Source organism: Sphaerisporangium dianthi (assembly GCF_042654065.1).
GTDB classification, from domain to species: domain Bacteria; phylum Actinomycetota; class Actinomycetes; order Streptosporangiales; family Streptosporangiaceae; genus Sphaerisporangium; species Sphaerisporangium dianthi.
The window spans coordinates 77,190-101,815 of the sequence record NZ_JBHSFP010000015.1; the positions used below are offsets into that span (position 1 = coordinate 77,190).

Below are 24,626 nucleotides of genomic sequence, written 5' to 3' on the forward strand. Positions count from 1 at the left end.
TGAGTCCCTTCCCAGCTTAGGTAAGGCACGCCTTAACTGTAGCCCCCAGAGTTGGGCGGCTCCCTCTGGCGCCGATCTACTTACTTAGGTAATCCTTACCTTAGTATGACTCGCGATCAGGGTCACTTTGGCCTGTTTCGTCCAGCTTGGGAGGCTCGGTCACCTGTGTCGGCTACTGGAGAAGTGATGGCGTACTGGCACCGGCGGCTCGCCCCGCTTCCGCAGGAGACGGTCCTCCCGATCGACTTCCCGCACCCCCTGGCCCCCGCCGCCGGCCGCGAGACGCGCAGCCGCACGCTGGCCGCCGGCCTCGCCACCGCCTCGCCCGCTGACCTCCGCGACGCCTCGCCCGCTGACCTCCGCGAAGACGCCGCGCCCGAGGATCGCCTGCTCGCCGCGTACGTCGCGCTGCTGCACCGCTACAGCGGCTCCGACGACGTGTGCGTGGGCCACGACGGGCTGCCGCTCCGCGTCGAGCTGGACGGCGGCACCACCTTCGGCGAGTTGGTGCGGCGCGTGGCCGGCGCCCGCGAGGAGGCCCGCGCGCACCGCGTCCCGCTCTCCGGCCTCGTGGCGGACCTCAAGCCCGAGCCCACGCGCGGCGGCGGCCTGTTCTTCAACGCCGCCATGGCGACCGGCGGCGTCCACGAGACCCACGCCGCCGCGGGACCGCTGGACCTGTCGCTGGAAGTCGTGCCCCAGGTGACCGCGGGAGCGGTGGCCGCCGCGGCGTGCGAGGCGCGGCTCACCTACCGTCCCGACCTGTTCGAAGCCGCGACCGCCGACCGGATCCTCGGCCACTACGAGACGCTGCTGGCCGACGGGCTGACCCGGCCGGACACCCCCGTCGCCGAGCTGGAACCGATGACCGCCGGGGAGCGGCGCCGCGTCCTGGTCGAGTGGAACGACACCGCCCACGAGGTCCCGCCGCTCACCTGGCCCGAGATGTTCGCCGAGCAGGTCCGCCGCCGCCCGGACGCCGTCGCCCTGGTCTTCGAGGACGTCACCCTCACCTACGCCGAACTGGACGAGCGCGCGAACCGGCTCGCCCACGCGCTGATCGCGCGCGGGGCCGGGCCCGAGCGTGTCGTCGGGCTCGCCCTGCCCCGGTCGGCCGAGCTCATCGTCGCCGAGGTGGCCGTCCTGAAGGCCGGAGCCGCCTACCTGCCGCTGGACACCGACTACCCGGCGGACCGCATCGCGTACATGCTGGCCGACGCCGCGCCCGCCTGCCTGGTCACCACCGCGGGCACCGTGGCCGAGATCCCCCCGTGCGACGGCGTCGAGACGCTGGTCCTCGACGCGCCGGAGACCGCGCGCGAGCTGGCGGCCCGCCCGGGCCACGACCCCTCCGAGGCCGACCGCGGACGGCTGTCGGTGCTCAACGCGGCGTACGTCATCTACACCTCCGGCTCCACAGGACGTCCGAAGGGCGTGGTGCTGTCGCACGCCGGCGTGGCCAAGCTCGTCGCCACCCAGAGCGAGAGGTTCGGCGTCGGGCCGGACAGTCGTGTCCTGCAGTTCGCCTCGCCGAGCTTCGACGTGGCCTTCTGGGACCTGTGCCTCGGCCTGCTCTCGGGTGGCCGCCTCGTCGTCGTGCCGTCCGAGCTGCGGGTGCCCGGTGCGCCGCTCGCCGACTACGCCTGCGCCAACGGCGTCACGTTCATGATCCTGCCCCCGGCCCTGCTCGCCGCCATGCCGGACGACGTCCTGCTGCCCCCCGCCGCCACCCTGCTGGCCGGCACCGAGCGCGTCTCGCCCGAGCTGGTCGGCCGCTACGCGCGCGGCCGGATGATGTTCAACGCCTACGGCCCGACCGAGGCGACCACCAACTCCACCCTCGGCCTGTGCGACCCCGACACCCCCGCAGGCGCCATCGTGCCCATCGGCGGCCCGGACCCCGGCACCCGGGCCTACGTGCTCGACGCCCGCCTCCGGCCGGTCCCCGCCGGGGTCGCCGGCGAGCTGTACCTCGGCGGGGCCGGCCTGGCCCGCGGCTACCTCGGACGTCCGGACCTGACCGCCGAGCGGTTCGTCGCCGACCCCTTCGGCGCGCCGGGAGAGCGGCTGTACCGCACGGGCGACCTCGTGCGGTGGAAGGCCGACGGGCGGCTTGAGTTCCTCGGCCGCGCCGACTCGCAGGTGAAGATCCGCGGCTACCGCATCGAACCCGGAGAGGTCGAGTCGGTGCTGCGCGGGCACCCGGCCGTGGACCAGGTCGCGGTCGTGGTCCGCGAGGACCGGCCCGGAGACCGGCGGCTGGCCGCCTACGTCGTGCCCTCCCTCACCGCCGGGCCGGGCCGCGACGACACCGAGCGGGTCGAGGAATGGAAGGACCTCCACGAGCTCCTCTACGCGGCCGCCGGCTCCGAGGGCGTTTCCGAGAGCGCCCGCTCCGAGGGCGTCGGGGAGAACTTCGCCGGCTGGAACAGCATGTACGACGGCCGGCCCATCCCGGTCGCCGAGATGCGGGAATGGCGTGACGCCACGATCGCCCGCATCAGGGAACTGCGGCCCCGCCGGGTGATGGAGATCGGCGTCGGCAGCGGGCTGATCCTCTCCCGCATCGCCCCCGGCTGCGAGGTCTACTGGGGCACGGACGTCTCGGAAGAGGCGGTGCGGTCACTGCGCGCCCAGGTCGCCACCGAACCGAGGCTCGCCGGCCGGGTCGAGCTGCGCGCCCAGCCCGCGCACGACGTCACCGGGCTTCCGGAGGGGTTCTTCGACACCGTGGTCGTCAACTCCGTCGCCCAGTACTTCCCGAGCGCGGAGTACCTGGCGGACGTGCTGCGCAAGGCCGGGACCCTCCTGGCGCCGGGCGGCAGCGTCTACCTCGGCGACGTGCGCAACCTGCGGCTTCTGCGCTGCCTGCGGGCCGCGGTCGAGACCCGGCGCGGCGCCGGCCAGGAGGACAAGCAGGCCCTGCGCGCGGCCGTCGAACGCTCGGTGAGCTGGGAGGGCGAGCTGCTGCTCGACCCCGGCTTCTTCGCGGCCCTCGCGGACTTCACCGCCGACATCCGCGTCAAGCGCGGCGGCAGCCACAACGAACTCACCCGCTACCGCTACGACGTGGTCCTGCGCAAGCGGGAGGCCCGGCCGGCCCGAGCCGGAGCCGGGACGGATTCTTCCCCCATCTCTCCGCGTGGCCGGAGAAGCGGCCCGGCCGGGGGCGAACCCGGCGCGGAGATCGGGCGGGCCGCGCGCGGCACGGAGGAGTCCGGCGGTATCGCGCCCGGTGTGGAGGAGTCCGGATGGGCCGGCCTTCGTGAGGGGGAGATCGGGCGGGCCGCGCCGGACGCGGACGGGTCCGGCGGGACCCGGCTCGGTGTGGAGGGGTCCGGATGGACGGCGCTTCGTGAGGGGGGGATCGGGCGGGCGGAGCCGGATGCGGACGGGTCCGGCGGGACCCGGCTCGGCGTGGAGGGGTCCGGATGGACCGACCTTCGCGAAGAAGAGATCGGGTGGGCCGAGCTCGGCGGGATGGACGGGCTGGAGGCGCGCCTGGCGGCGGGCCCGGCCCGGCTCCGGGTCGGCGCGGTGCCGAACGCGCGGCTGGCCGAGGACCTCGCCGCGCTGTCGGCCATCGAGGACGGCAGCCGTCCCGCCCCGCAGGTGGACGCCGCCGACCCCGAGATCCTGCACGCGCTCGGCGCCCGCCACGGCTACCGGGTGGCCGTGACCTGGAACGGCCACGCGGACGACGGCGGCCTCGACGTGGTCTTCGCCGCCGGGGACGCGCCTCTCGGCGACCTCTACCGCCCGGCCGCGGCCTTCCCGCACGCCAACCGCCCCGCGCCGTTCCGCGACGTCACCGCCCTGATGAAGACCCTGCGCTCGCACGCGGCCGAATGGCTCCCCGAGTACATGATCCCCTCCGCGTTCGTCCCCCTGGACCGGCTTCCGGTCACCCCGAGCGGGAAGATCGACGGCTCCGCGCTTCCCGCGCCCGAACACACCGCGCCCGGCTCGGGCCGCGCCCCGCGCGACGCCCGCGAGGTACTGCTGTGCGCGCTGTACGCCGAGGTGCTGGGCCACCGGTCGGTCTCCGTCGACGAGGACTTCTTCGCGGCCGGCGGCGACAGCATCGTCGCCATCCGGCTGCTCGTCCGCGCACGCGAAGCGGGGCTGCGGCTCACCTCCCGCGACGTCTTCCGCCACCGCACGGTCGCGGCGCTCGCACGGGTCGCGGTGGACCGCGCGGACGGCGTGACCACCGGACGCGCGGGCACGGACGCGGGCGCCTTCACAGGCACGGATACCGGCACCGGCGACAGCGACGGCGACGGCGACGGCCGGTCCGCCCGTGATGGCGGATCCGCCCGTCATGGCGGGACCGTCCGTGATCGCGGGACCGTCCGTGATGGCGGATCCGCCCGTCATGGCGGGACCGCCGGTGATGGCGGCACCGTCCGTGGCGGCGCAGGTGCCCCCGGAACGGCGCGGGGCGCGGCGGACGCGCCGCTCCTGCTGCTCGCGGACGACGAGCTCGCCGAGGTGCAGGGCGACCACCCGGTCTCCGTCGGGGAACTGCTGCCGCTCAGCCCGCTCCAGGAGGGTTTCTTCTTCCACTCGCTGGTGGACGGTGCGGACGGCGACGCCTACGTGGTCCAGCAGGTCGTGGAGCTGGCCGGTCGGGTCGACGGCGAAGCCCTGCGCCGGGCGGCCCAGGGGCTGCTCGACCGGCACGCCCCGCTGCGCGCCTGTTTCCGCCGCCGCCCGGACGGACGGCCTGTGCAGATCATCGCCGACCGGCTGGACCTGCCCTGGCGCGAGGTGGACCTGACCGCGCGGGACGCCGGGGAGCGGCGGCCGCTCGCGGACGCCGTCGCGGCCGAGGAGCGCGAGGGCGGCTTCGACCTGGCCAGCCCGCCCCTGCTGCGGTGCGCGCTGGTCAGGCTCGAGCACGACCGGAGCGTCCTGGTGCTGACCTTCCACCACATCGTGGCGGACGGCTGGTCGCTGCCGGTCCTCCACCGCGAACTCATGACCCTGTACACCGTCCCCGACGCCGCCGAGACGGTCGTTTCCGCGGCTACCGGCGCAGCCGTCCCCGAGGCCGCCGGGGCAGCCGTTTCCGAGGCCGCCAGGGCGGTCGTGCCCGAGGCCGACCGGGCAGCCGTTTCCGACGCCGCCGAGGCGGTCGTTTCCGGGGCTGCTGGGGGAGCCGTTCCTGGGGCTTTCGGGGCGGTCGTCCCGGAGGCTGCCTGGGGCGCCGTTTCCGCGGCCGCTCCTGTCGTCGTCCCCAATGAGGCCGCGTCGATGCGGCCGGCCGCGGAGACCGTGGTGGCCGCGTTGCCGCCGGTGGCTCCGTACCGGGCGTACCTGCGCCGCCTGGCCTCGGCGGACCGGGACGCCGCCCGCGCGGCCTGGCGGACCGCGCTCGCGGGACTCGACGAGCCGACCCGCCTGGTCGCCGCCCCGGCGGGCGACGCGCGGCTCAATCCCGGACAGGTGCGCGTCGAGCTGCCCGAGAACGTCACGGCGCGGCTCGCGGCACGGGCGAGAGAGCACGGAGTGACCCTCGGCGCGGTCGTCCAGAGCGCGTGGGGTCTCCTCCTCGGACGCCTGACCGGCAGCCAGGACGTCGTCTTCGGCACCACGGTCTCCGGCCGGGACGCCGAGGTCGACGGCATCGAGTCCATGGTCGGCCTGTTCATCAACACCCTGCCGACCCGCTTCCGGTGGCGGCCCGCCGACACCCTCGCCGAGCTGGCCGGGCGACTCCAGGCCGAGCAGGCCCGGCTCCTGGACCACCAGCACCTCGGCCTCGCGGAACTGCAGCGCGTCGCCGGGCTCGCCGGCCGAGGCGAACTGTTCGACACCCTCGTCGTCTTCGAGAACTACCCCTCGGAGATCGGCCCGGCCGACCCCTCAGGAACGCTGAGGATCACCGGCCACGAGTTCCACGACGCCGTCCACTACCCGCTCGCCCTGATCGTCAAGCCCGGACGGCGGCTCGACCTGCGGCTGAAGTACCACGCCCAGCGCCTGGACGGCGAGGCCGTACGGCGGATCGCGGACCGGCTCACCCGCACCCTGCGAGCCATCGCCGACGACCCCGGGCAGAACGCCGCCCGCGTCGACCTGCTGTCGGACGGCGAGGCGGCGCGGGCCCGGCTCGCGGGCGAGGAACGGGAGGTCGCCGAGACGACACTGGCCGCCGCCTTCGAGGCCCAGGTGGCGCGCACACCGGAGGCCACGGCCGTGGTCTACGACGGCGAGACCCTCACCTACGAGGAACTGGACGCGCGCGCCGAGACTCTCGCCCGCCGCCTGCGCGCTCGGGGCGCCGGTCCCGGGAGCGTCGTCGCGGTCGCCGTCCCGCGCTCGGCGGAGCTGATGGTGGCCCTGCTCGGCGTGCTGAAGTCGGGCGCGGCCTATCTGCCGCTGGACACCGACTACCCGGCCGACCGCATCGCGTACATGCTGGCCGACGCGGGGACGGGCACGGTGGTGACGACCGCCGCCGCCTCCCGGCTGCTCCCGGAGGCGCGAGCCGTCGACCACCTCCTCATCGACCTCCGAACCACCCCGCCCGAGCCGGGTCCGGCCGTGTCGCACCCGGCCGTGCCGGGTCTGGACGAGTCGGGCCTGGCCGTGCCGCACCTGGCCGAGCCGGGTCTCCGGCTCGGGAGCGCCGGGCCGGACGATCCGGCGTACCTGATCTACACGTCGGGGTCGACCGGTCGCCCCAAGGGCGTCGTCGTGACCCACCGGGCGATCGTCAACCGGCTGGCCTGGATGCAGGGCGAGTACGGGCTGCGCGCCGACGACCGCGTGCTGCAGAAGACGCCGTCCAGCTTCGACGTGAGCGTCTGGGAGTTCTTCTGGGCGCTGTGCGAGGGCGCCGCCGTGGTGCTCGCCAGGCCCGACGGGCACCGTGACCCCGCCTACCTGTCCGCCCTCATCGGCGAGCAGCGCGTCACCACGATGCACTTCGTGCCGTCGATGCTCGAGGCCTTCCTGAGCGCCGGCGAGGTCACCGCCGACCCGTCATGGGCGGCCGGCCTGCGGCGGGTGTTCAGCAGCGGCGAGGCGTTGCCCGCCGCGGCCGCCGCGCGCTGGCACGCGCTCACCGGCGTGCCGCTGCACAACCTGTACGGCCCGACCGAGGCGGCCGTCGACGTGACCTGCCACCGCTGGGACGGATCGGCGGGCACCACCGTGCCCATCGGGCGTCCGGTGTGGAACACCGGGCTGCGGGTGCTGGACTCCTGCCTGCGCGCGGTGCCGGCCGGCGTGCCCGGCGAGCTGTACCTGACCGGCGTCCAGCTGGCCCGGGGGTACCACGCCCGGCCCGGCCTGACCGCCGAGAGGTTCGTGGCCGACCCGTACGGCCCGGCCGGCGGCCGCATGTACCGGACCGGAGACCTGGTGCGCCGCCGCGAGGACGGCGTCGTCGAGTACCTCGGCCGTACCGACCGGCAGGTCAAGCTCCGGGGCAACCGCATCGAGCTCGGCGAGGTCGAGGCCGCCCTGACCGCCCTGCCCGCCGTGGCCCAGGCGGCCGTGACCGTCCACGGCTCCACACTGACCGCCTACGTCGTCCCCGCGAACCCCACCGGGGCGGCCGGGGACGGTGCCGGGGCAGGCGGCGAGGAGCATGGGTCCGGCACGGCCGGGAGTGGCGCGCGGGCCGGCGGGGCGGCAGACGGGTTCGGCGCGGCCGGGGACGGTGCCGTTCGGGCCGGTGGTGAAAAGCGCGGGTTCGGCGCGGCGAGGGATGGCGTCGGCGCGGCGGGGGGCAGGGTGGGCGGGCTCGACACGGGCGCGCTCGGCGCCGCCCTGGCCGGGACGCTGCCCGCGTCCATGGTGCCCGGCGCGTACGTCGAGCTGGACGCCCTGCCGCTGACGCCCAGCGGCAAGCTCGACCGCGACGCCCTGCCCGCCCCGCAGGCGGTGCGCGCCACGGCGCGGGCCCCGCGCGACGAGCGCGAGCGCGTCCTGACAGAGATCTTCGCGGCCGTGCTGAAGCTCGGCGAGGCCGGCGTCGACGACGACTTCTTCATGGTCGGCGGCGACAGCATCAGCTCGATCGGCGTCTCCAGCCGCGCCCGCCGGGCGGGTCTCGACCTGAGCCCCCGTGACATCTTCGAGCACCGCACCCCCGCCGCCCTGGCCGCGATCCTCGCCAGCGCCGCCGACGCCGCCGCGGGCGCCGGTACCGCCGCGGGCGCCGGTACCGCCGCGGGCGCCGCGGACTCCGGTACCGCCGGCGACCCCGGCACGTCCGCTGCCGCCGACGGCCGGACCGCCGGTGCCGACGGCCGGATCGCCGCCGCCGACCGTCGCAGCGTCGGTGCCGGCTCCGGCGGGCCGGGCGCCGGGTTCGAGCTCACCGACGGCGAGCACGAGCGGGTGCGGCGGCTCGGCGGCGGTTCCGTGACGGACGTCTGGCCGCTGTCGCCGCTTCAGGAAGGCCTGTTCTTCCACTCGACCTACGACGACGGCTCGACCTACGACGATGGCGCCCTCGACGTCTACACCGTGCACGAGTCCTTCGACTTCGCCGCCCGCCTGGACGCCGACCGCCTGCGCCACGCGACCAGGGTGCTGCTGGCCCGCAACCCCGGCCTGCGCGCCGGGTTCACCAGCGACGGGCTGCGCCGCCCGGTGCAGTTCATCGTCGGCGACCCCGGGATACCGCTGGAGGAGGCCGACCTGTCGGGCCTTCCCGCCGCCGAGCAGGACGCGCGGCTGCGCGAGCTGATGGACGCCGAGCGCGCCCGCAGGTTCGACCTGGCCAGGCCGCCGCTCTTCCGGATGCTGCTGATCCGGCTCGGCGAGGCCCGGGGCGACCGGCTGGTCATCGGCCGGCACCTGCTGCTGTGGGACGGCTGGTCGGCCTGGCTGTTCCTCGGCCGGCTCTTCGCGCTCTACGAGACCGGCGGCGACGAGCGCGGGCTGCCGCGCCCCGGCTCCTACCGCGACTATCTGACCTGGCTGGAGGAACAGGACCCCGGGACCGCCGCCCGCGCCTGGCGCGCCGCGCTCGCCGGCCTGGACGAGCCCACCCTGCTCGCGGCCTCCGCGGGCCGGGACACGCGGCCGGTCATCCCCGAGAGCCTGGAGACCCTCCTGCCCGAGAGCCTGGGCCACCGGATGCGCGACGCCGCCCGCAGCCGGGGTCTGACGCTCAACACGCTGCTCACCACCGCCTGGGGTCTGACGCTGGCCGCCGTGACCGGCCGCACCGACGTCGTCTTCGGCACGACGGTCGCCGGCCGTCCGAGCGAGGTGCCCGACGTCGAGAACATCATCGGCATGTTCCTCAACACCGTCCCCGCCCGCATCGCGTTCGACCCGGCCGAGCCCGTGCCGGACCTGCTGCGGCGCGTCCAGCGCGAGCGCCTGGCCCTCATGCCGTACGAGTATCTGGGCCTGGGCGTCCTGCAGGCCGAGACCGGCCACCGGCAGCTGTTCGACACGCTCTTCGTGCTGCGCGACGGCGACACCGAGGAACGACTCGCCGAGCTCGCCGACCGGCACGGCGCCACCGCCGTCGCCAACGTGGACGCCACCCACTATCCCGTCAACCTCGTCGTGACGCCGGGGAAGCGCATCCGCGTCACCCTCGCGCACCGGCCCGACGTCATCGGCCGCCCGCGGGCCCAGGCGCTGCTCGACCGCTTCGCCCTGCTGCTGGAGCGGCTGGTGGACGGCCTGGACGCGCCCGCCGGGCGCCTCGGCCACTCGCTGCCCGCCGAACGCGCCGAGCTCGCGCGGGAACGGGCCGCCGGGCGCGTCACCGTCCCGAAGGAGACCATCGCCGACCTGCTCGCCGCCCAGGCCGCCCGCACCCCCGGGGCCACGGCCCTGGTCTTCGGCGGCCGGAGCGTCACCTACGCCGACCTCGACGCCCGCGTCAACCGCTTGGCGCGGCTGCTGCTCGCGCGCGGCGCGGCCCCTGAGAAGATCATCGCGCTGGCCCTGCCCCGGTCCATCGACATGGTGGCCGCGCTGTTCGCCGTGCTGCGGACGGGCGCGGCCTACCTGCCGCTGGAGCTGGACCACCCGGACGAGCGGCTCACGATGACGCTGGACGACGCCCGCCCCACCCTGCTGCTGACCACCGGCGCCGTCGCGCGGCGGCTGGAGGCGGGCGTCCCGGACGTCCCCCGCGTGCGGCTCGACGACCCCGCGGTCGCCGGGGAGCTGGCGGGGCTCTCGGGCGACCCGGTCACCGAAGCCGACCGCCCCCGCTTCAGCCTGGAGCACCCCGCGTACGTCATCTACACCTCCGGCTCCACCGGCCGTCCCAAGGGCGTCGTCACCCCTTACCGCGGGCTGACGAACATGCAGCTCAACCACCAGAAGGAGATCTTCGCCCCGGCCGTCGCCTCGGCGGGCGGCCGCCGGCTGCGCATCGCGCACACGGTGTCGTTCGCCTTCGACATGTCGTGGGAGGAACTGCTCTGGCTGGTCGAGGGGCACGAGGTGCACGTCTGCGACGAGGAGCTGAGGCGCGACGCCGAAGCCCTGGTCGCGTACTGCGAGACCCACCGCGTGGACGTCGTCAACGTCACCCCGACCTACGCGCACCTGCTGATCGAGGAAGGGCTCCTCGACGGGCACCGCCCGCCGCTGGTGCTGCTCGGAGGGGAGGCGGTGTCCGAGACGGTGTGGAGCCGGCTCCGCGACACCGAGGGCACCTACGGCTACAACCTCTACGGGCCCACCGAGTACACGATCAACACCCTCGGCGGCGGCACCGGCGACAGCCCCACCCCCACCGTCGGACGTCCCATCCGCGGCACCCGCGCCCACATCCTGGACGCCTGGCTGCGCCCGGCTCCGCCCGGCGTCCCCGGCGAGTTGTACATCGCGGGCGTCGGCCTGGCCCGCGGCTACCTCGACCGGCCCGGGCTGACCGCCGAACGGTTCGTCGCCGACCCCTACGGCGAGCCGGGGGAGCGCATGTACCGCACGGGCGACCTGGTGCGGCGCCGCGCCGACGGGAACATCGACTTCCTCGGCCGCACCGACGACCAGGTCAAGATCCGCGGCTACCGGGTCGAGCTGGGAGAGATCGAGACCGCCCTCGTCCAGCACCCGGAGGTCGCCCAGGCTGCCGTGATCGCCGCCGAGGACCCCTCCACCCCCGGCGCCCGGCGCCTCGTCGGGTACGTCGTGCCCGCCGAGCCCACCGGCGAGCAGCGGGCGTCCGCCGAACGGGACTGGATCGGCGAATGGCGGGAGGTCTACTCCGACGAGTACGAGCGCATCGGCACCGCCGTCCTCGCCGAGGACTTCGCGGGCTGGGACAGCAGCTACGACGGCAAGCCCATCCCGCTGGAGCACATGCGCGAGTGGCGCGAGCAGACCGTCGCCCGCATCCGCGAGCTGCGCCCGCGCCGCGTCCTTGAGATCGGCGTCGGCTCGGGGCTGCTGCTGTCACGCCTGGCGCCCGAGGCGGAGGCGTACTGGGCGACGGACTTCGCCGCACCCGTGATCCGCAAGCTCGGCGAGGACCTGCGCCACGACCCCGGGCTCGCGGCCAAGGTCGAGCTGCGCTGCCAGGCCGCGCACGACACCGGCGGCCTGCCCGCCGGCTACTTCGACACGATCGTCATCAACTCCGTCATCCAGTACCTTCCGGACGTCGACCACCTGACGAGGGTCATCCGTGGCGCCATGGGACTGCTGGCGCCGGGCGGCGCCCTGTTCGTCGGCGACGTGCGCAACCTCCGGCTCGCCCGCGCCTTCCACACCGGCGTCCAGCTGGCCCGCACGGGCGGCGACACCGGGCCGGACGGACGGCACGCCGTCGAGCGCGTCCAGGCGGCCGTCGAGCGCGGGATCGCGCTGGAGAAGGAACTGCTCGTCGACCCCGACTACTTCGCCACCCTCGGCTTCGGCGTCGACCTGCGCACCAAGCGCGGGCGCCACCACAACGAGCTGACCCGCTACCGCTACGACGCCGTCCTGTACAAAGGCGAGCCCGACGTCCGCCTCGGCGACGAACCGGTGCTGCGCTGGACGGACGCGCTCACCGTCCAGAAGGACGGCGACCCGCGGACCGGCGGCCCCGCCGGCGCGACCCCGGCGAACGCGGCGGACCAGTCCGCCGCCGGCACGACCCTGGCGGGGCGGGCCGGCGAGCTCGCCGCCGGCGAGGCCCCGGCGAGCTCGGCCGACCTGTTCGCCGCCGGTGTGGATTCGGCGGGGTGGGCGGGCGAGCTGGTCCGCCGCCTGCGGGAGTCGCGGACGGGACGGCTGCGGGTGGCCGGGGTCCCCGACGCCCGCGCCGGCAGCGAGCGCGGCGCCGCGCCGGCCGGGGGCGTCGAGCCCGAGGACCTGCACGCCCTCGGGGAGCGTGAGGGCTACCGCGTCCTCACCACCTGGTCGCGCGAGCCGGGCGCCTACGACGCCGTCTTCGTGCGGGACGGGTTCCGGTTCACCTCGGGCCTCTACCTGCCGGGCGGCGGCACGGCCCCGTACGCGAGCACCCCGGCCTCGGCGGCCGGCGCGAGCGGCCTTCCGCGCCGCCTCCGCGAGGACCTCCGGCGGCGGCTGCCCGACTACATGGTGCCGTCCGCGTTCGTCACCCTCGACCGGCTGCCCATGAACGACAACGGCAAGCTCGACGTGCGCGCGCTGCCCGAGGCCGAGCCTGCGGTGCCGGCCGCCGGCGGGCGGGGGCCCGCCACACCGGAGGAGGAGGTGCTCTGCCGCCTGTTCGCCGAGGTGCTGGGCCTGCCCGCGGTGGGCGCCGAGGACGACTTCTTCGAGCTCGGCGGCCATTCGCTGCTCGCCACCCGGCTCATCAGCCGGGCCCGCACCGAGCTGGGCGCCGAACTGGCCATCCGCGACCTGTTCGAGGCGCCGGCGCCCGCCCTGCTGGCCGGGCGCGCGGGCTCCGGCCGCCCGGCCCGCCCGGTCGTGGAGCCGGTGGCGGACCGGCCCCGGCGCGTCCCGGTGTCGCCGGCGCAGCGGCGGCTGTGGCTGGCCGAACGGCTCAGCGGCGGCGACGCCTACCACTTCCCGCTGGTCTTCCGCCTGCGCGGCGCGCTGGACACCGGCGCGCTCCACCTGGCGCTACGCGACGTGGTCGCCCGGCACGAGGCCCTGCGCACCGTCTTCCCCGAGGACGGCAGCCCGCCGCCCGCCCTCGCGACCGGCCGGTCCGGCCCGCACCAGGTGCCCTCGCCTGCGGAGGAGGCCGGGCCGTACCAGCGGGTCCTTGGCATCGACGAGATCGGGCCGTTCTTCGGCGTCGAGGACTGCCCGCAGGACCGGCTGGAGGACAGGATCGCGGCCGCGATGGCCAGGCCCTTCGACCTCGCGGCCGAGATCCCGCTGCGCGCCGAGGTGCTCCGGGCAGGGCCGGAGGACCACGTGGTGACGATCGTCCTGCACCACATCGCCACCGACGAGTGGTCCGACCGGCCGTTCCTCGCCGACCTGGACACCGCCTACCGGGCCCGCCGCGACGGCCGGGCGCCCGAATGGGCGCCGCTGCCGGTGCAGTACGCCGACTACACGCTCTGGCAGCGGCGGCTGCTCGGCGAGCCGGCCGGCCCGGACGCCGAGGGCTCCCGTCAGCTCGCCTTCTGGGCCGCGACGCTGGCCGGGCTGCCGGAGGAGATCGCGCTGCCGCTCGACCGGCCCCGCCCGGCCCGGCCGACCGGCCGCGGCGGCCAGGTGCGCGCGGAGCTGCCCACGGCCACCACCCGCGCCCTGCGCGACCTGTGCGCCGAGACGGGCACCAGCATGTTCATGCTGCTCCAGGCCGCTGTCGCCACCCTGCTGCACCGGATGGGCGCGGGCACCGACATCCCGCTCGGCGCGCCGATCGCCGGGCGCACGGACAGCGCCCTGGACGACCTCGTCGGCTTCTTCGTCAACACCCTGGTGCTGCGCGCCGACCTGTCGGGCGACCCGACGTTCACCGAGGTGCTGGCCCGGGTCAGGGACGCCGACCTGGCCGCGTTCGAGCACCAGGACCTGCCGTTCGAGCAGGTGGTCGAGGCGCTCAACCCGCCGCGGGTGCCGGGACGCAACCCGCTGTTCCAGGTGATGCTCGGCTACCACTACCGCCCCGGCGGCGACCCGCGGGTGCTGGACCTGCCCACCGAGTGGTGGCCGGCCCGCATCAGGACCGCCAAGTTCGACCTGGACTTCACCTTCGTCGACCACGCCGGCGAGGACCGCGTCACCCTGCTGCTGGAGTACGCCGAGGACCTCGCCGAACCGGAGACGGCCCAGGCGATGGCCGGCCGCGCCGTCGCGCTGCTGGGCCTGCTGGCCGCCGACCCGCACCAGCCGGTCGGCCGGCTGTCCGTGCTGACCGACGAGGAGCGCCGCGCGTCGCTGGGCGCATGGAACGACACCGCGCGGCCGGTGGAACGGCGCACGGTCCCCGAGCTGTTCGCCGACGCCGCCCGCGCCCACCCCGGCCGGGTCGCCCTGGTCGCCGGCGGCCGCCGGCTGACCTTCGGCGAGCTCGCCGCCGAGGCCGGCCGCGTCACCGGGCTGCTGCTGCGGCACGGGGTGACGGCGGGGAGCGTGGTGGGGCTGGCACTGCCCAGGGCCGAGATGGTGCCCGCCATCCTCGGCGTGCTCCGGGCCGGCGCCGCGTACCTGCCGATCGACCCCGGCTACCCGGCCGAGCGCCTCGCGTACATGCTCGACGACGCCGCCCCGGCCCGCGTGCTCACCACCGCGGCCATCGCCTCCGGCCTGCCCGCCGGCCGGGCGGGCGTCCTGCTCCTCGACGACCTCCGCACCGCCGCCGGGCCGGACGGCCGCTCCGGCGGCGCCGCGCCGGAGCCTGGAGCCGCGCCGGAGCCCGGAGCCGCGCCGCAGCCTGGCGCGGTCGCGTACGTGATCTACACCTCCGGCTCCACCGGCCGGCCCAAGGGCGTGCTCGGCACCCACCGCGGCCTGAGCAACCTGTTCGGCTCGCACCGCGCCGACCTCATCGAGCCGGCCGCCCGCGCCGCCGGACGCGAGACGCTGCGCGCGGTGCACGCCGCGTCGTTCGGCTTCGACGGCTCCTGGGAGCCGATGCTGTGGCTGCTGGCCGGGCACGAGCTGCACGTCGTCGGCGAGGACACCATGACAGACCCGGCCGCGCTGCTCGCCTACCTCGCCGACCGGCGCATCGACTTCGTCGACCTCACCCCCACCTACCTGGAGGAACTGGTCCACCACGGCTTCCTGGACCCCGGCCGCCACCGCCCGGGGGTCATCGCCGTGGGCGGCGAGGCGACGCCCCCGCCGCTGTGGGACCGGTTGCGCGCGCTGCCGGGAACGGTGGTGCACGACCTGTACGGCCCGACCGAGTGCGCCGTCGACGCCTACGGATGGCACGGCCCGAGCCCGGAGCGCCCGCGGCCCTGGGCGGCGCCGCTGGCCAACATCCGCGCCCACGTCCTGGACGACACGCTGCGGCCGGTCCCCGCCGGGGTGCCGGGCGAGCTGTACCTGGCGGGCGAGGGCCTGGCCCTCGGCTACCTCGGCCGTCCCGGGCTGACCGCCGAGCGGTTCGTCGCCGACCCGTCCGGCGCGCCGGGCGGCCGCATGTACCGCACCGGCGACCTGGTGCGGCGCCGCGCCGACGGCACCCTGACGTTCCTCGGCCGCGCCGACGACCAGGTGAAGCTGCGCGGCTTCCGCATCGAGCTCGGCGAGATCGAGGCGGTGCTCCGCGCCCACCCCGGCGTGGCGCAGGCCGCCGTGACGGTCCGCGAGGACACCCCTGGCGCGCGGCGGCTCGTCGCCTACGCGGTCCCCTCGCCCGGCCGGGACGTCGACCCCGCCGCGCTGCGGGCGCACGCCGCCGCCGCGCTTCCCGATCACATGGTCCCGGCCGCGTTCGTCGAGCTGCCCGCCCTGCCGAGGTCGAGCAGCGGCAAGCTGGACCGCCGCGCGCTGCCCGTCCCGGGCGCGGCGGCCGGCACCGCCGGGCGGCGTCCCCGCGACGCCCGCGAGGAGATCCTGTCCGAGCTGTTCGCCGCCGTGCTCGGCGTCGGACGGGTGGGCGTCGACGACGACTTCTTCGCGCTCGGCGGCCACTCGCTGCTGGCGATGCGGCTGGTCAGCCGCATCCGCACAGTGCTCGGAGCCGAAGTCGGCCTTCGCGCCGTCTTCGAGGCCCCGACCGTCGCCCGCCTCGCGGGGCGGCTGCGCGAGGCGCCGGGAGGCCGGCCCCCGCTCGTCCCCGCACCCCGCACCGGGCCGCTGCCGCTGTCGTACGCCCAGCGGCGGCTGTGGGTGCTGCACCGGCTGGAGGGCCCGGGCGCCACCTACAACATCCCGATGGCCTGGCGGCTGTCGGGCGACCTGGACCGCGACGCCCTCCGCGACGCCGTACGGGACCTGATGATCCGGCACGAGAGCCTGCGCACGGTGTTCCCCGAGGTGGACGGGCACCCCCGCCAGCACGTCCTGGACCCCGGCGAGATCCCCGCCGTCACCTTCTTCGAGCGGGTGGCGCGGGACGCGCTTCCCGGGCGGCTGGCCGAGGCCGCCGGGCACGGCTTCGACCTCGACCGGGAGCCGCCGCTGCGCGCCCGGGTGTTCGAGGTGGCGCCGGAGGAGCATGTGCTCCTCCTGGTGCTCCACCACATCGCCGGCGACGAGTGGTCGGACCGGCCCCTGTGGCGCGACCTGTCCACGGCCTACCGGGCCCGCCGCGAGGGAGCGGCGCCGCAGTGGGCCCCGCTGCCCGTCCAGTACGCCGACTACACCCTCTGGCAGCGCGAGCTGCTCGGGGACGCCGCCGGCCCCGGCAGCCTGGAGGCGCGCCAGTTCGGCTTCTGGCGTCGCGCGCTGGCCGGACTGCCGGAGGAGCTGGCGCTCCCCGCGGACCGGCCGCGCCCCGTGGAGAGCGGCCACCTCGGCGGGGCGGTCGGCCTGTCGCTCCCCCCGGAGCTGGAGCGCGGCCTGCGCGGGCTCGCCCGCGACCACGGCGTCAGCATGTTCATGGTGGCGCAGGCGGCGGTCGCCGCGCTGCTGCACCGGCTGGGCGCGGGGGAGGACATCCCCCTCGGCGCGCCGATCTCCGGCCGGGACGACGAGCGCCTTGAGGACCTGGTCGGGTTCTTCGTCAACTCCCTCGTGCTGCGCACCGACCTGTCCGGCGCGCCGACCTTCGGCGAGCTGCTGAGGCGGGTGCGCGAGACCGACCTGGCCGCCTACGAGCACCAGGACCTGCCGTTCGAGCGGCTGGTCGAGGCGGTCAACCCCGCCCGCTCGCTGGCCAGGCACCCGCTGTTCCAGGTGATGGTCGTCTACCTGGCCGACCAGGGCGCCGCCCCCGGCCTGGCGGGGCTCGACGCCCGGCCCGAACCGCTCGGCCAGGAGACCGCGAAGTTCGACCTGAGCTTCGACTTCGTCGAGCAGGGCGACGGCGAGGGCATCCAGGGCTGGATCGAGTACAGCGCCGACCTGTTCGACCGCGACACGGTCGAAGGGCTCGCGCGGCGGCTCGTGCGGCTGCTTGAGCAGGTCGCCGCCGACCCGGGCCGGCAGGTGCGGCACCTGGAGATCATGGACGAGAGGGAGCGCCGGCTCGTCACCGAGGAGTGGAACGCCACCGCGCGGGCCGTGGAGTCCGCCACCCTGCCCGAGCTGTTCCGCGCCCAGGCGGCCCGCACGCCCGGCGCGCTCGCCCTGGTCTGCGGCGACGAGCGCCTGACCTACGCCGAGCTGGACGCCCGCGTCGAGCGCACGGCGCGGACGCTGGCCGCCATGGGAGCCGGACCCGAGCGCACCGTGGCGGTCGCGCTGCCGCGCTCCGCCGATCTGGTCGTCGCCCTGCTGGCGGTGCACCGGGCGGGCGCGGCGTACCTGCCGCTGGACGCGGACTACCCGCGCGAGCGCGTCGAGTACATGATCGAGGACGCCCGCCCGGTGTGCGTGCTGCGGGACGGGCTGCCCGACGGTCCGCAGGGAGAGCTGCCCGCCTCCTACGACCCCCGGCACCCGGCGTACGTCATCTACACCTCCGGGTCCACCGGCCGGCCGAAGGGCGTGGTGGTGCCGCACGAGGGCATCGTCAACCGCCTGCTGTGGATGCAGGACGAGTACGGCCTCACCGCCGCCGACCGTGTGCTGCAGAAGACGCCCTCCAGCTTCGACGTGTCGGTGTGGGAGTTCTTCTGGCCGCTGATCACCGGGGCCGCGCTGGTGGTGGCCCGGCCCGACGGCCACCGGGATCCGGCGTACCTGGCCCGGCTCATCCAGGACGAGGGCGTCACCGCCGTGCACTTCGTGCCGTCGATGCTGCGGGCGTTCCTCGCCGACCCGGGCGCCGCGCGGTGCTCGGGACTGCGCCGGGTGCTGTGCAGCGGCGAGGCGCTGCCCGCCGACCTCGCTGCGCGCTGCCACGCCGTGCTGCCCGCCGAGCTGCACAACCTGTACGGGCCCACCGAGGCGTCCGTCGACGTGACGGCCACCCGGGTCCGTCCCGGCGCCGGGCCGGTGCCGATCGGCCGGCCGGTGTGGAACACGCGGGCGTACGTCCTTTCCGCCGCGCTGCGCCCGGTGCCGCCGGGGGTGCCGGGCGAGCTGTACCTGGCGGGCGTCCAGCTCGCCCGCGGGTATCTCGGCCGTCCCGGCCTGACCGCCGAGCGCTTCGTCCCCGACCCGCACGGGCCGTCCGGCACGCGCATGTACCGGACGGGCGACCTGGCGCGCTGGAGTCGTGAGGGGGAGCTCGAGTTCCTCGGCAGGGCCGACGACCAGGTCAAGATCCGGGGCTTCCGCGTCGAGCCGGGCGAGATCGAGGCGGTCCTGACCCGCCACGAGGGGGTCGAGGACGCCGCGGTGGTCGCGCGGGACCAGCGCCTCATCGCCTACCTCACCCCGGCCCCCGGCCGGGCGGCGCCGGCGGCCGGCGCGCTGCGCGACCACGCCGCGGCCGCGTTGCCCGAGCACATGGTCCCGGCGGGGTTCGTCGTGCTCGACGCGCTGCCGCTCACCCCGAACGGCAAGCTCGACCGCAGAGCCCTGCCCGCGTTCGACTTCGCGGCCGAGACGACCGGCACCCTGCCGCGCACCCCGCGCGAGGAACTGCTGTGCGAGCTGTTCGCCGGCGTGCTCGGCCTGCCGCGCGTCGGAGCCGAGGACGACTTCTTCACCCTCGGCGGCGACAGCATCGTCGCCATGCAGCTGGTCGGCCGGGCGCGGTCGGCCGGGCTGGTGATCAGCCCACGGGACGTCTTCCGGCACAAGACCGTGGCGGCGCTGGCCGCCGTCGCGGGTGTGCCGGACGCCGCCGCCGCGCCGTCCGCCGCGCTCGTCACCCTCACCGAGGACGAGCGCGCCGAGCTGCCGGCCACGGGCGTCGCCGATGTCCTGCCGCTCACGCCGCTCCAGGCGGGCCTGCTGTTCCACGCGTCGTTCGACTCCGGCGACGACGGGCCGGACGTCTACACGGTGCAGATCTCCTACGAGATCGACGGCCCGGTGGACGCCGCCCGGCTGCGCGAGGCCGGGCAGGCGCTGCTGGACCGGCACGACAACCTGCGCGCCGGCTTCCGGTACCTGTCCTCCGGCCGCCCGGTGGCCGTCGTGCCGCGCGCGGTCGCCCTGCCCTGGCGCGACGTGGACCTCTCGGAGTTCGACGAGCCCGCCCGGGAGGCCCGCTGGACCCGGCACCTCGCTCAGGAGCGGCGCCGGTTCACCCCGGCCGAGCCGCCGCTGCTGCGGATGATGCTCGTCCGCCTCGCCCCCGGCCGCCACCGGCTGGTCCTGTCCCACCAGCACCTCCTGCTGGACGGCTGGTCGATCCCCCGGCTCGTGCGCGAACTCGCGGACCTGTACGCGCACGGCGCGGACGGGGCGGTCCCGCCCGCCGCGCCGTACCGGGACCACCTCGCGTGGCTGGCCCGCCAGGACGCGGCCGTCTCCGCCGGAGCCTGGGAACGGGCGCTGGACGGCCTGGACGAGCCGGCCCGCCTGGCGCCCGCCGACCCGAACCGGACCCCGATCGTGCCCGAGACGCACACCACGCACGTCACCCGTGAGGTGACCGAGGCCCTGTCGGCTCTCGCCCGGTCACGCGGCCTGACGGTCAACACGCTGGTCCAGGGCGCCTGGGGCATCCTGCTGTCCCGGCTCACCGGCCGCGGCGACGTGGTCTTCGGCGCGACCGTCTCCGGGCGGCCCCCGGAGCTGGACGGAGTCGAGTCGATGATCGGCCTGTTCATCAACACGATCCCCGTGCGCGTCAGGGTCCGCGACGGCGAGAGCCTGGCGGCGTTCCTCGGCCGCCTCCAGGACGAGCAGTCCCGGCTCATCGCCCACCAGCACGTCGGCCTGGCCGACATCCAGCGACGGGCCGGTCTGGGCGAGCTGTTCGACACGCTCGTGGTCTTCGAGTCCTACCCCGACGCGGAGGAGCCCGCGCCCGGGGCCGCCGGCGGCCTGCGCGCCGCCGTGCTCGACCACCAGGACTCGACGCACTACCCGTTCACCTGGGCGGTCGAGCCGGGCGACCGCCTCGTCCTGACCGCCGAGTACCGGCCCGACCTGTTCGACCGCGCGACGGCCGAGCGGATGGCGGCCTCCATGGTGCGGATCTTCGAGGCGATGGCCGCCGACGCCGACCGGCTCGTCGGCCGCGTCGACATCCTCACCCCCGCCGACCGCCACACCATCCTGCGGACGTGGAACGGCATCCCCGGCGCCCTCGCGACCACCTCGGCAGAGCCGGAAGCCCAGGCCCAAGCGGCCGCTCCAGAGCCGTCCGGGTCCGCCGGGGTCGTCCCGTCCGGGTCCGCCGGGTTGGCCGGGGTCGTCCCGTCCGGGTCCGTGCCGTCCGTGCCGTTCGGGTTGGCCGGGGTCGTGCCGTCCGTGCCGTCCGGGTTGGCCGGGTCCGTGCCGTCCGTGCCGTCCGTGCCGTCCGTGCCGTCCGTGCCGTCCGTGCCGTCCGTGCCGTCCGTGCCGTCCGTGCCGTCCGTGCCGTCCGTGCCGTCCGTGCCGTCCGTGCCGTCCGTGCCGTCCGGGTTGGCCGGGGGCGTGCCGTCCGATTCCGGCGGGTTCGTGCCGTCCGAGGGCGCCGTTCACGGGCTCTTCGCGGTCGCCGGCTCGGGTTCCCGCGCCCCCGCCTCCGTCTCGGGGCTGTTCGAGGCGCAGGCGGCCGCCGCCCCGGAGGCCGTGGCCGTGGTCGCCGGGCAGGTCCGCTGGACCTTCCGGGAGCTCAACGAGCGCGCCAACCGGCTCGCGCGGCTGCTCGCCGAGCACGGCGCGGGGCCGGAGCGGATCGTCGCCCTCGCGCTGCCGCGCTCGGCGGACTACATGCTCGCCGTCCTCGCCGTGCTGAAGTCCGGTGCGGCCTACCTGCCCGTGGACGCCGACCTGCCCGCCGAGCGGGTGCTCGGCATGCTCGACGACGCCAGGCCCGTCCTCGTCCTGACCAGCGAGGAGCTCTCGGCCGTCCTGCCGGACGGCGGCGTCCCGCATCTGCGGCTCGACACGCCAGGCACCGCCCGCCGCCTCGCCGCGCAACGCGCCGACGACCTCGCAACCACCCCCGACCCGCGCCACCCGGCGTACGTGATCTACACCTCCGGCTCCACCGGCCGGCCCAAGGGCGTGGTGGTCTGCCACGGCAGCGTCGTCAACCTCTTCCACAGCCACCGCCGGACGCTGCACGAGCCGGCCAGGCTCGCCACCGGCCGCCGGCACCTGCGCGTCGGCCACGCCTGGTCGTTCTCCTTCGACGCCTCCTGGCAGCCGCAGCTGTGGCTGCTCGACGGGCACGCGCTGTACATCCTTTCCGACGAGACGCGCCGTGACCCCGAGCTGACGGCCGCGGCCGTCCGGGAGCACGGCCTGGACTTCATCGAGGTCACCCCGTCGTTCTTCGCGCAGATGGCCGCCACCGGCCTGGTCGAGGACGGGGAGTGCCCCCTCGCCGTCGTCGGCGTCGGCGGCGAGGCGGTGCCGGACGCGCTCTGGGCCGACCTGGCCGGCCTGCGGTCCACCGAGGCGTTCAACCTCTACGGCCCCACCGAGGCCACCGTCGACGCCCTGGTCGCGCGCGTCAGGGACAGCGGGTCCCCGCTGGTCGGCCGCCCGGTCGCCGGCACCCGCGCCTACGTGCTCGACGCCGCGCTGCGGCCCGTCCCGCCCGGCGTCACCGGTGAGCTGTACCTCGCGGGAGCGGGCCTGGCCCGGGGGTACCTCGGCCGCCCGGGCCTGTCGGCCGAGCGTTTCGTCGCCGACCCGTTCGGCGCGCTGTTCGACCAGCCCGGCGCGCGCATGTACCGCACCGGCGACCTGGCGCGCTGGACCGCCGACGGCCGCCTCGACTACGGAGGGCGAGCCGACGACCAGGTGAAGATCCGCGGCTTCCGCGTCGAGCCGGCCGAGATCGAGGCCGTGCTGGACCGGCACGAGTCCGTCGCCCAGGTCGTGGTCGTCGCCCGCGAGGACCGCCCCCGGGTCAGGCAGCTGGTCGCCTATGTGGTCGAGGCCGAGGGCGCCGAGCCCGCCGGCCCGGCCGCGCTGCGCGCCCATGCCGCAGCCCTTCTGCCGGAGTACATGGTGCCGGCGGCGGTGGTCGTCCTTCCCGAGCTGCCGCTGCTGTCCAACGGCAAGCTCGACCGCAAGGCGCTCCCGGCGCCGGACTTCACCACGCGCGCCGGCCGCGAGCCTTCCGGCGAGGTGGAGCGCACCCTCGCGGCGGTCGCCGCCGAGGTGCTCGGGCTGCCCGGCGTCGGCGCCGACGACGACTTCTTCACTCTCGGCGGCGACAGCATCGTCGCGATGCAGCTGGTCAGCCGGGCCCGCGCGGCGGGGCTGCGGATCACCCCGCGCCAGGTCTTCCAGCACCGCACGGTCGCCGCGCTGGCCACCGTCGCCGTCGCGTCCGGCCCGGACACCGGCGGCCGCGCGCACGACGACGGCACCGGCACGGTTCCGCTGACGCCGATCATGCACGCCATGCGGGAGCGCGGCGGCCCGATCGGGGGCTACCACCAGGCGGCGCTGCTGCAGACCCCGCCGGACCTGGACGAGCCCGCGCTCGCGGCCGTGCTCCAGGCCGTCGTGGACCGGCACGACATGCTCAGGGCCCGCCTCGTGCGGACCCGGCCCGCGGCCGGCGACCCGAGAGCGCACTCCGGCACCGCCGGCCCGGAAGCGCGCCCGCCTGTCCCCGGTACCGGCGACGCGGGAGCGGCCGCGCGGTCATCCGCCTCCGGCACCGGCGACGCGAGAGTGTGGTCGTCGGCCTCCGGCACCGGGGACGCGAGAGTGTGGTCGTCCGTCTCCGGTACGGGCGACGCGGGAGTGTGGTCGTCGGCCTCCGGCACCGGGGACGCGGACGGGGCCGAGCGGTGGTCCTTGGACGTCCCCGCCCCCGGCACGACCGGAGTGGCGTCCTGGCTCGTCCGGGTCGACACGGCGGGCGCGGACGAGGCGGCGCTCCGCGCGGCCATCGCCGAGCACGCCCACGCGGCCCGCTCCCGCCTCGACCCGGACGCGGGCGCCATGGTCCAGGCCGTCTGGTTCGACTCCGGCCGGGGCGTCCCCGGACGGCTGCTGCTGCTCGTCCACCACCTGGTGGTGGACGGGGTGTCCTGGCGGATCCTGCTGCCCGACCTGGCCGCCGCCTGGCGGGACGTCGCCGACGGCCGCCCGGTGGCGCTGCCACCGGTCGACATGTCGTTCCGCCGCTGGTCGCACCTGCTGGGCGAGCGCGCCACAGACCCCGCCCGCGAGGACGAGCTGCCCCTGTGGACCTCGACTCTCTCCGGCGGCGACACGATCCCGGTGGCCGCGCCGCTCGACCCGGCGCGTGACGTGGTCGCCACGACGCGATACCTGTCACTCGCCCTGCCGGCCGAGTGGACGGCCCCGCTGCTCAGCCGGGTGCCCGCCGCCTTCGGGGCGACCGTCAACGACGTGCTGCTGACCGCCCTGGCGCTGGCCGTCGCCGACCGGCACCGCCGGACGGACGGGCGCGGCTCCGGCACCGCGGTCCTGGTGGACCTGGAAGGCCACGGCCGCGAGGAGGAACTGGCCGGCGACGCCGACCTGTCGCGCACGGTCGGCTGGTTCACCAGCGTCGTCCCGGTCCGCCTGGACCCCGGCCACGTGGACCTGGACGACGCGCTCGCCGGCGGACCGGCGCTGGACGAGGCGCTGGGCCGGATCCGGGCGCACCTGTCCTCGCTCCCCGCGGCGGGCGTCGGGCACGGCCTGCTGCGGCACCTGAACCCGGTGACCGGGCCGGAGCTGGCCCGCCTCGGCGAGCCGGCGATCGAGTTCAACTACATGGGCCGTTTCGGCCGGCCCGAGGCGGCCGACTGGTCCTACGCGCCGGAGGACGACGCGGCCGACCTCGACGCCGACCCCGGCATGCCGATGTCGCACGCGCTCACCGTCAACGCCCTGACCGAGGACCACCCCGGCGGGCCCGAGCTGGCCGCCCACTGGTCCTTCGCCTCCGAGGCGCTGACGGAGGAGACGGTCCGGGACCTCGCCGAGACGTGGTTCCGGATGCTGCGAGCCTTGGCCGGCCGCGCCCAGGCGCTGGGCGGTGACCGCTGACCGATGCCCCGACGACCGTCCCTCGGCCTCCCCGAGCCCCGGCCGGCGCCACCGAGGCGCTGTGCGGCCACCACTGAGACCACCTCGACCCCGATAACCGTTTTCCGACATGAGGA

The 24,626-nt window shown here is 76.0% G+C and carries 1 protein-coding gene; it reads left to right on the forward strand.

Going from position 1 to position 24,626, the window contains the following annotated elements:
• The first annotated feature begins 186 nt into the window (after positions 1–186).
• Positions 187–24,510: a non-ribosomal peptide synthase/polyketide synthase gene (locus ACFO60_RS21750; RefSeq protein WP_380842841.1), complete on the forward strand. Its 24,324-nt coding sequence runs from the start codon at positions 187–189 to the stop codon at positions 24,508–24,510.
• Positions 24,511–24,626: the final 116 nt, after the last annotated feature.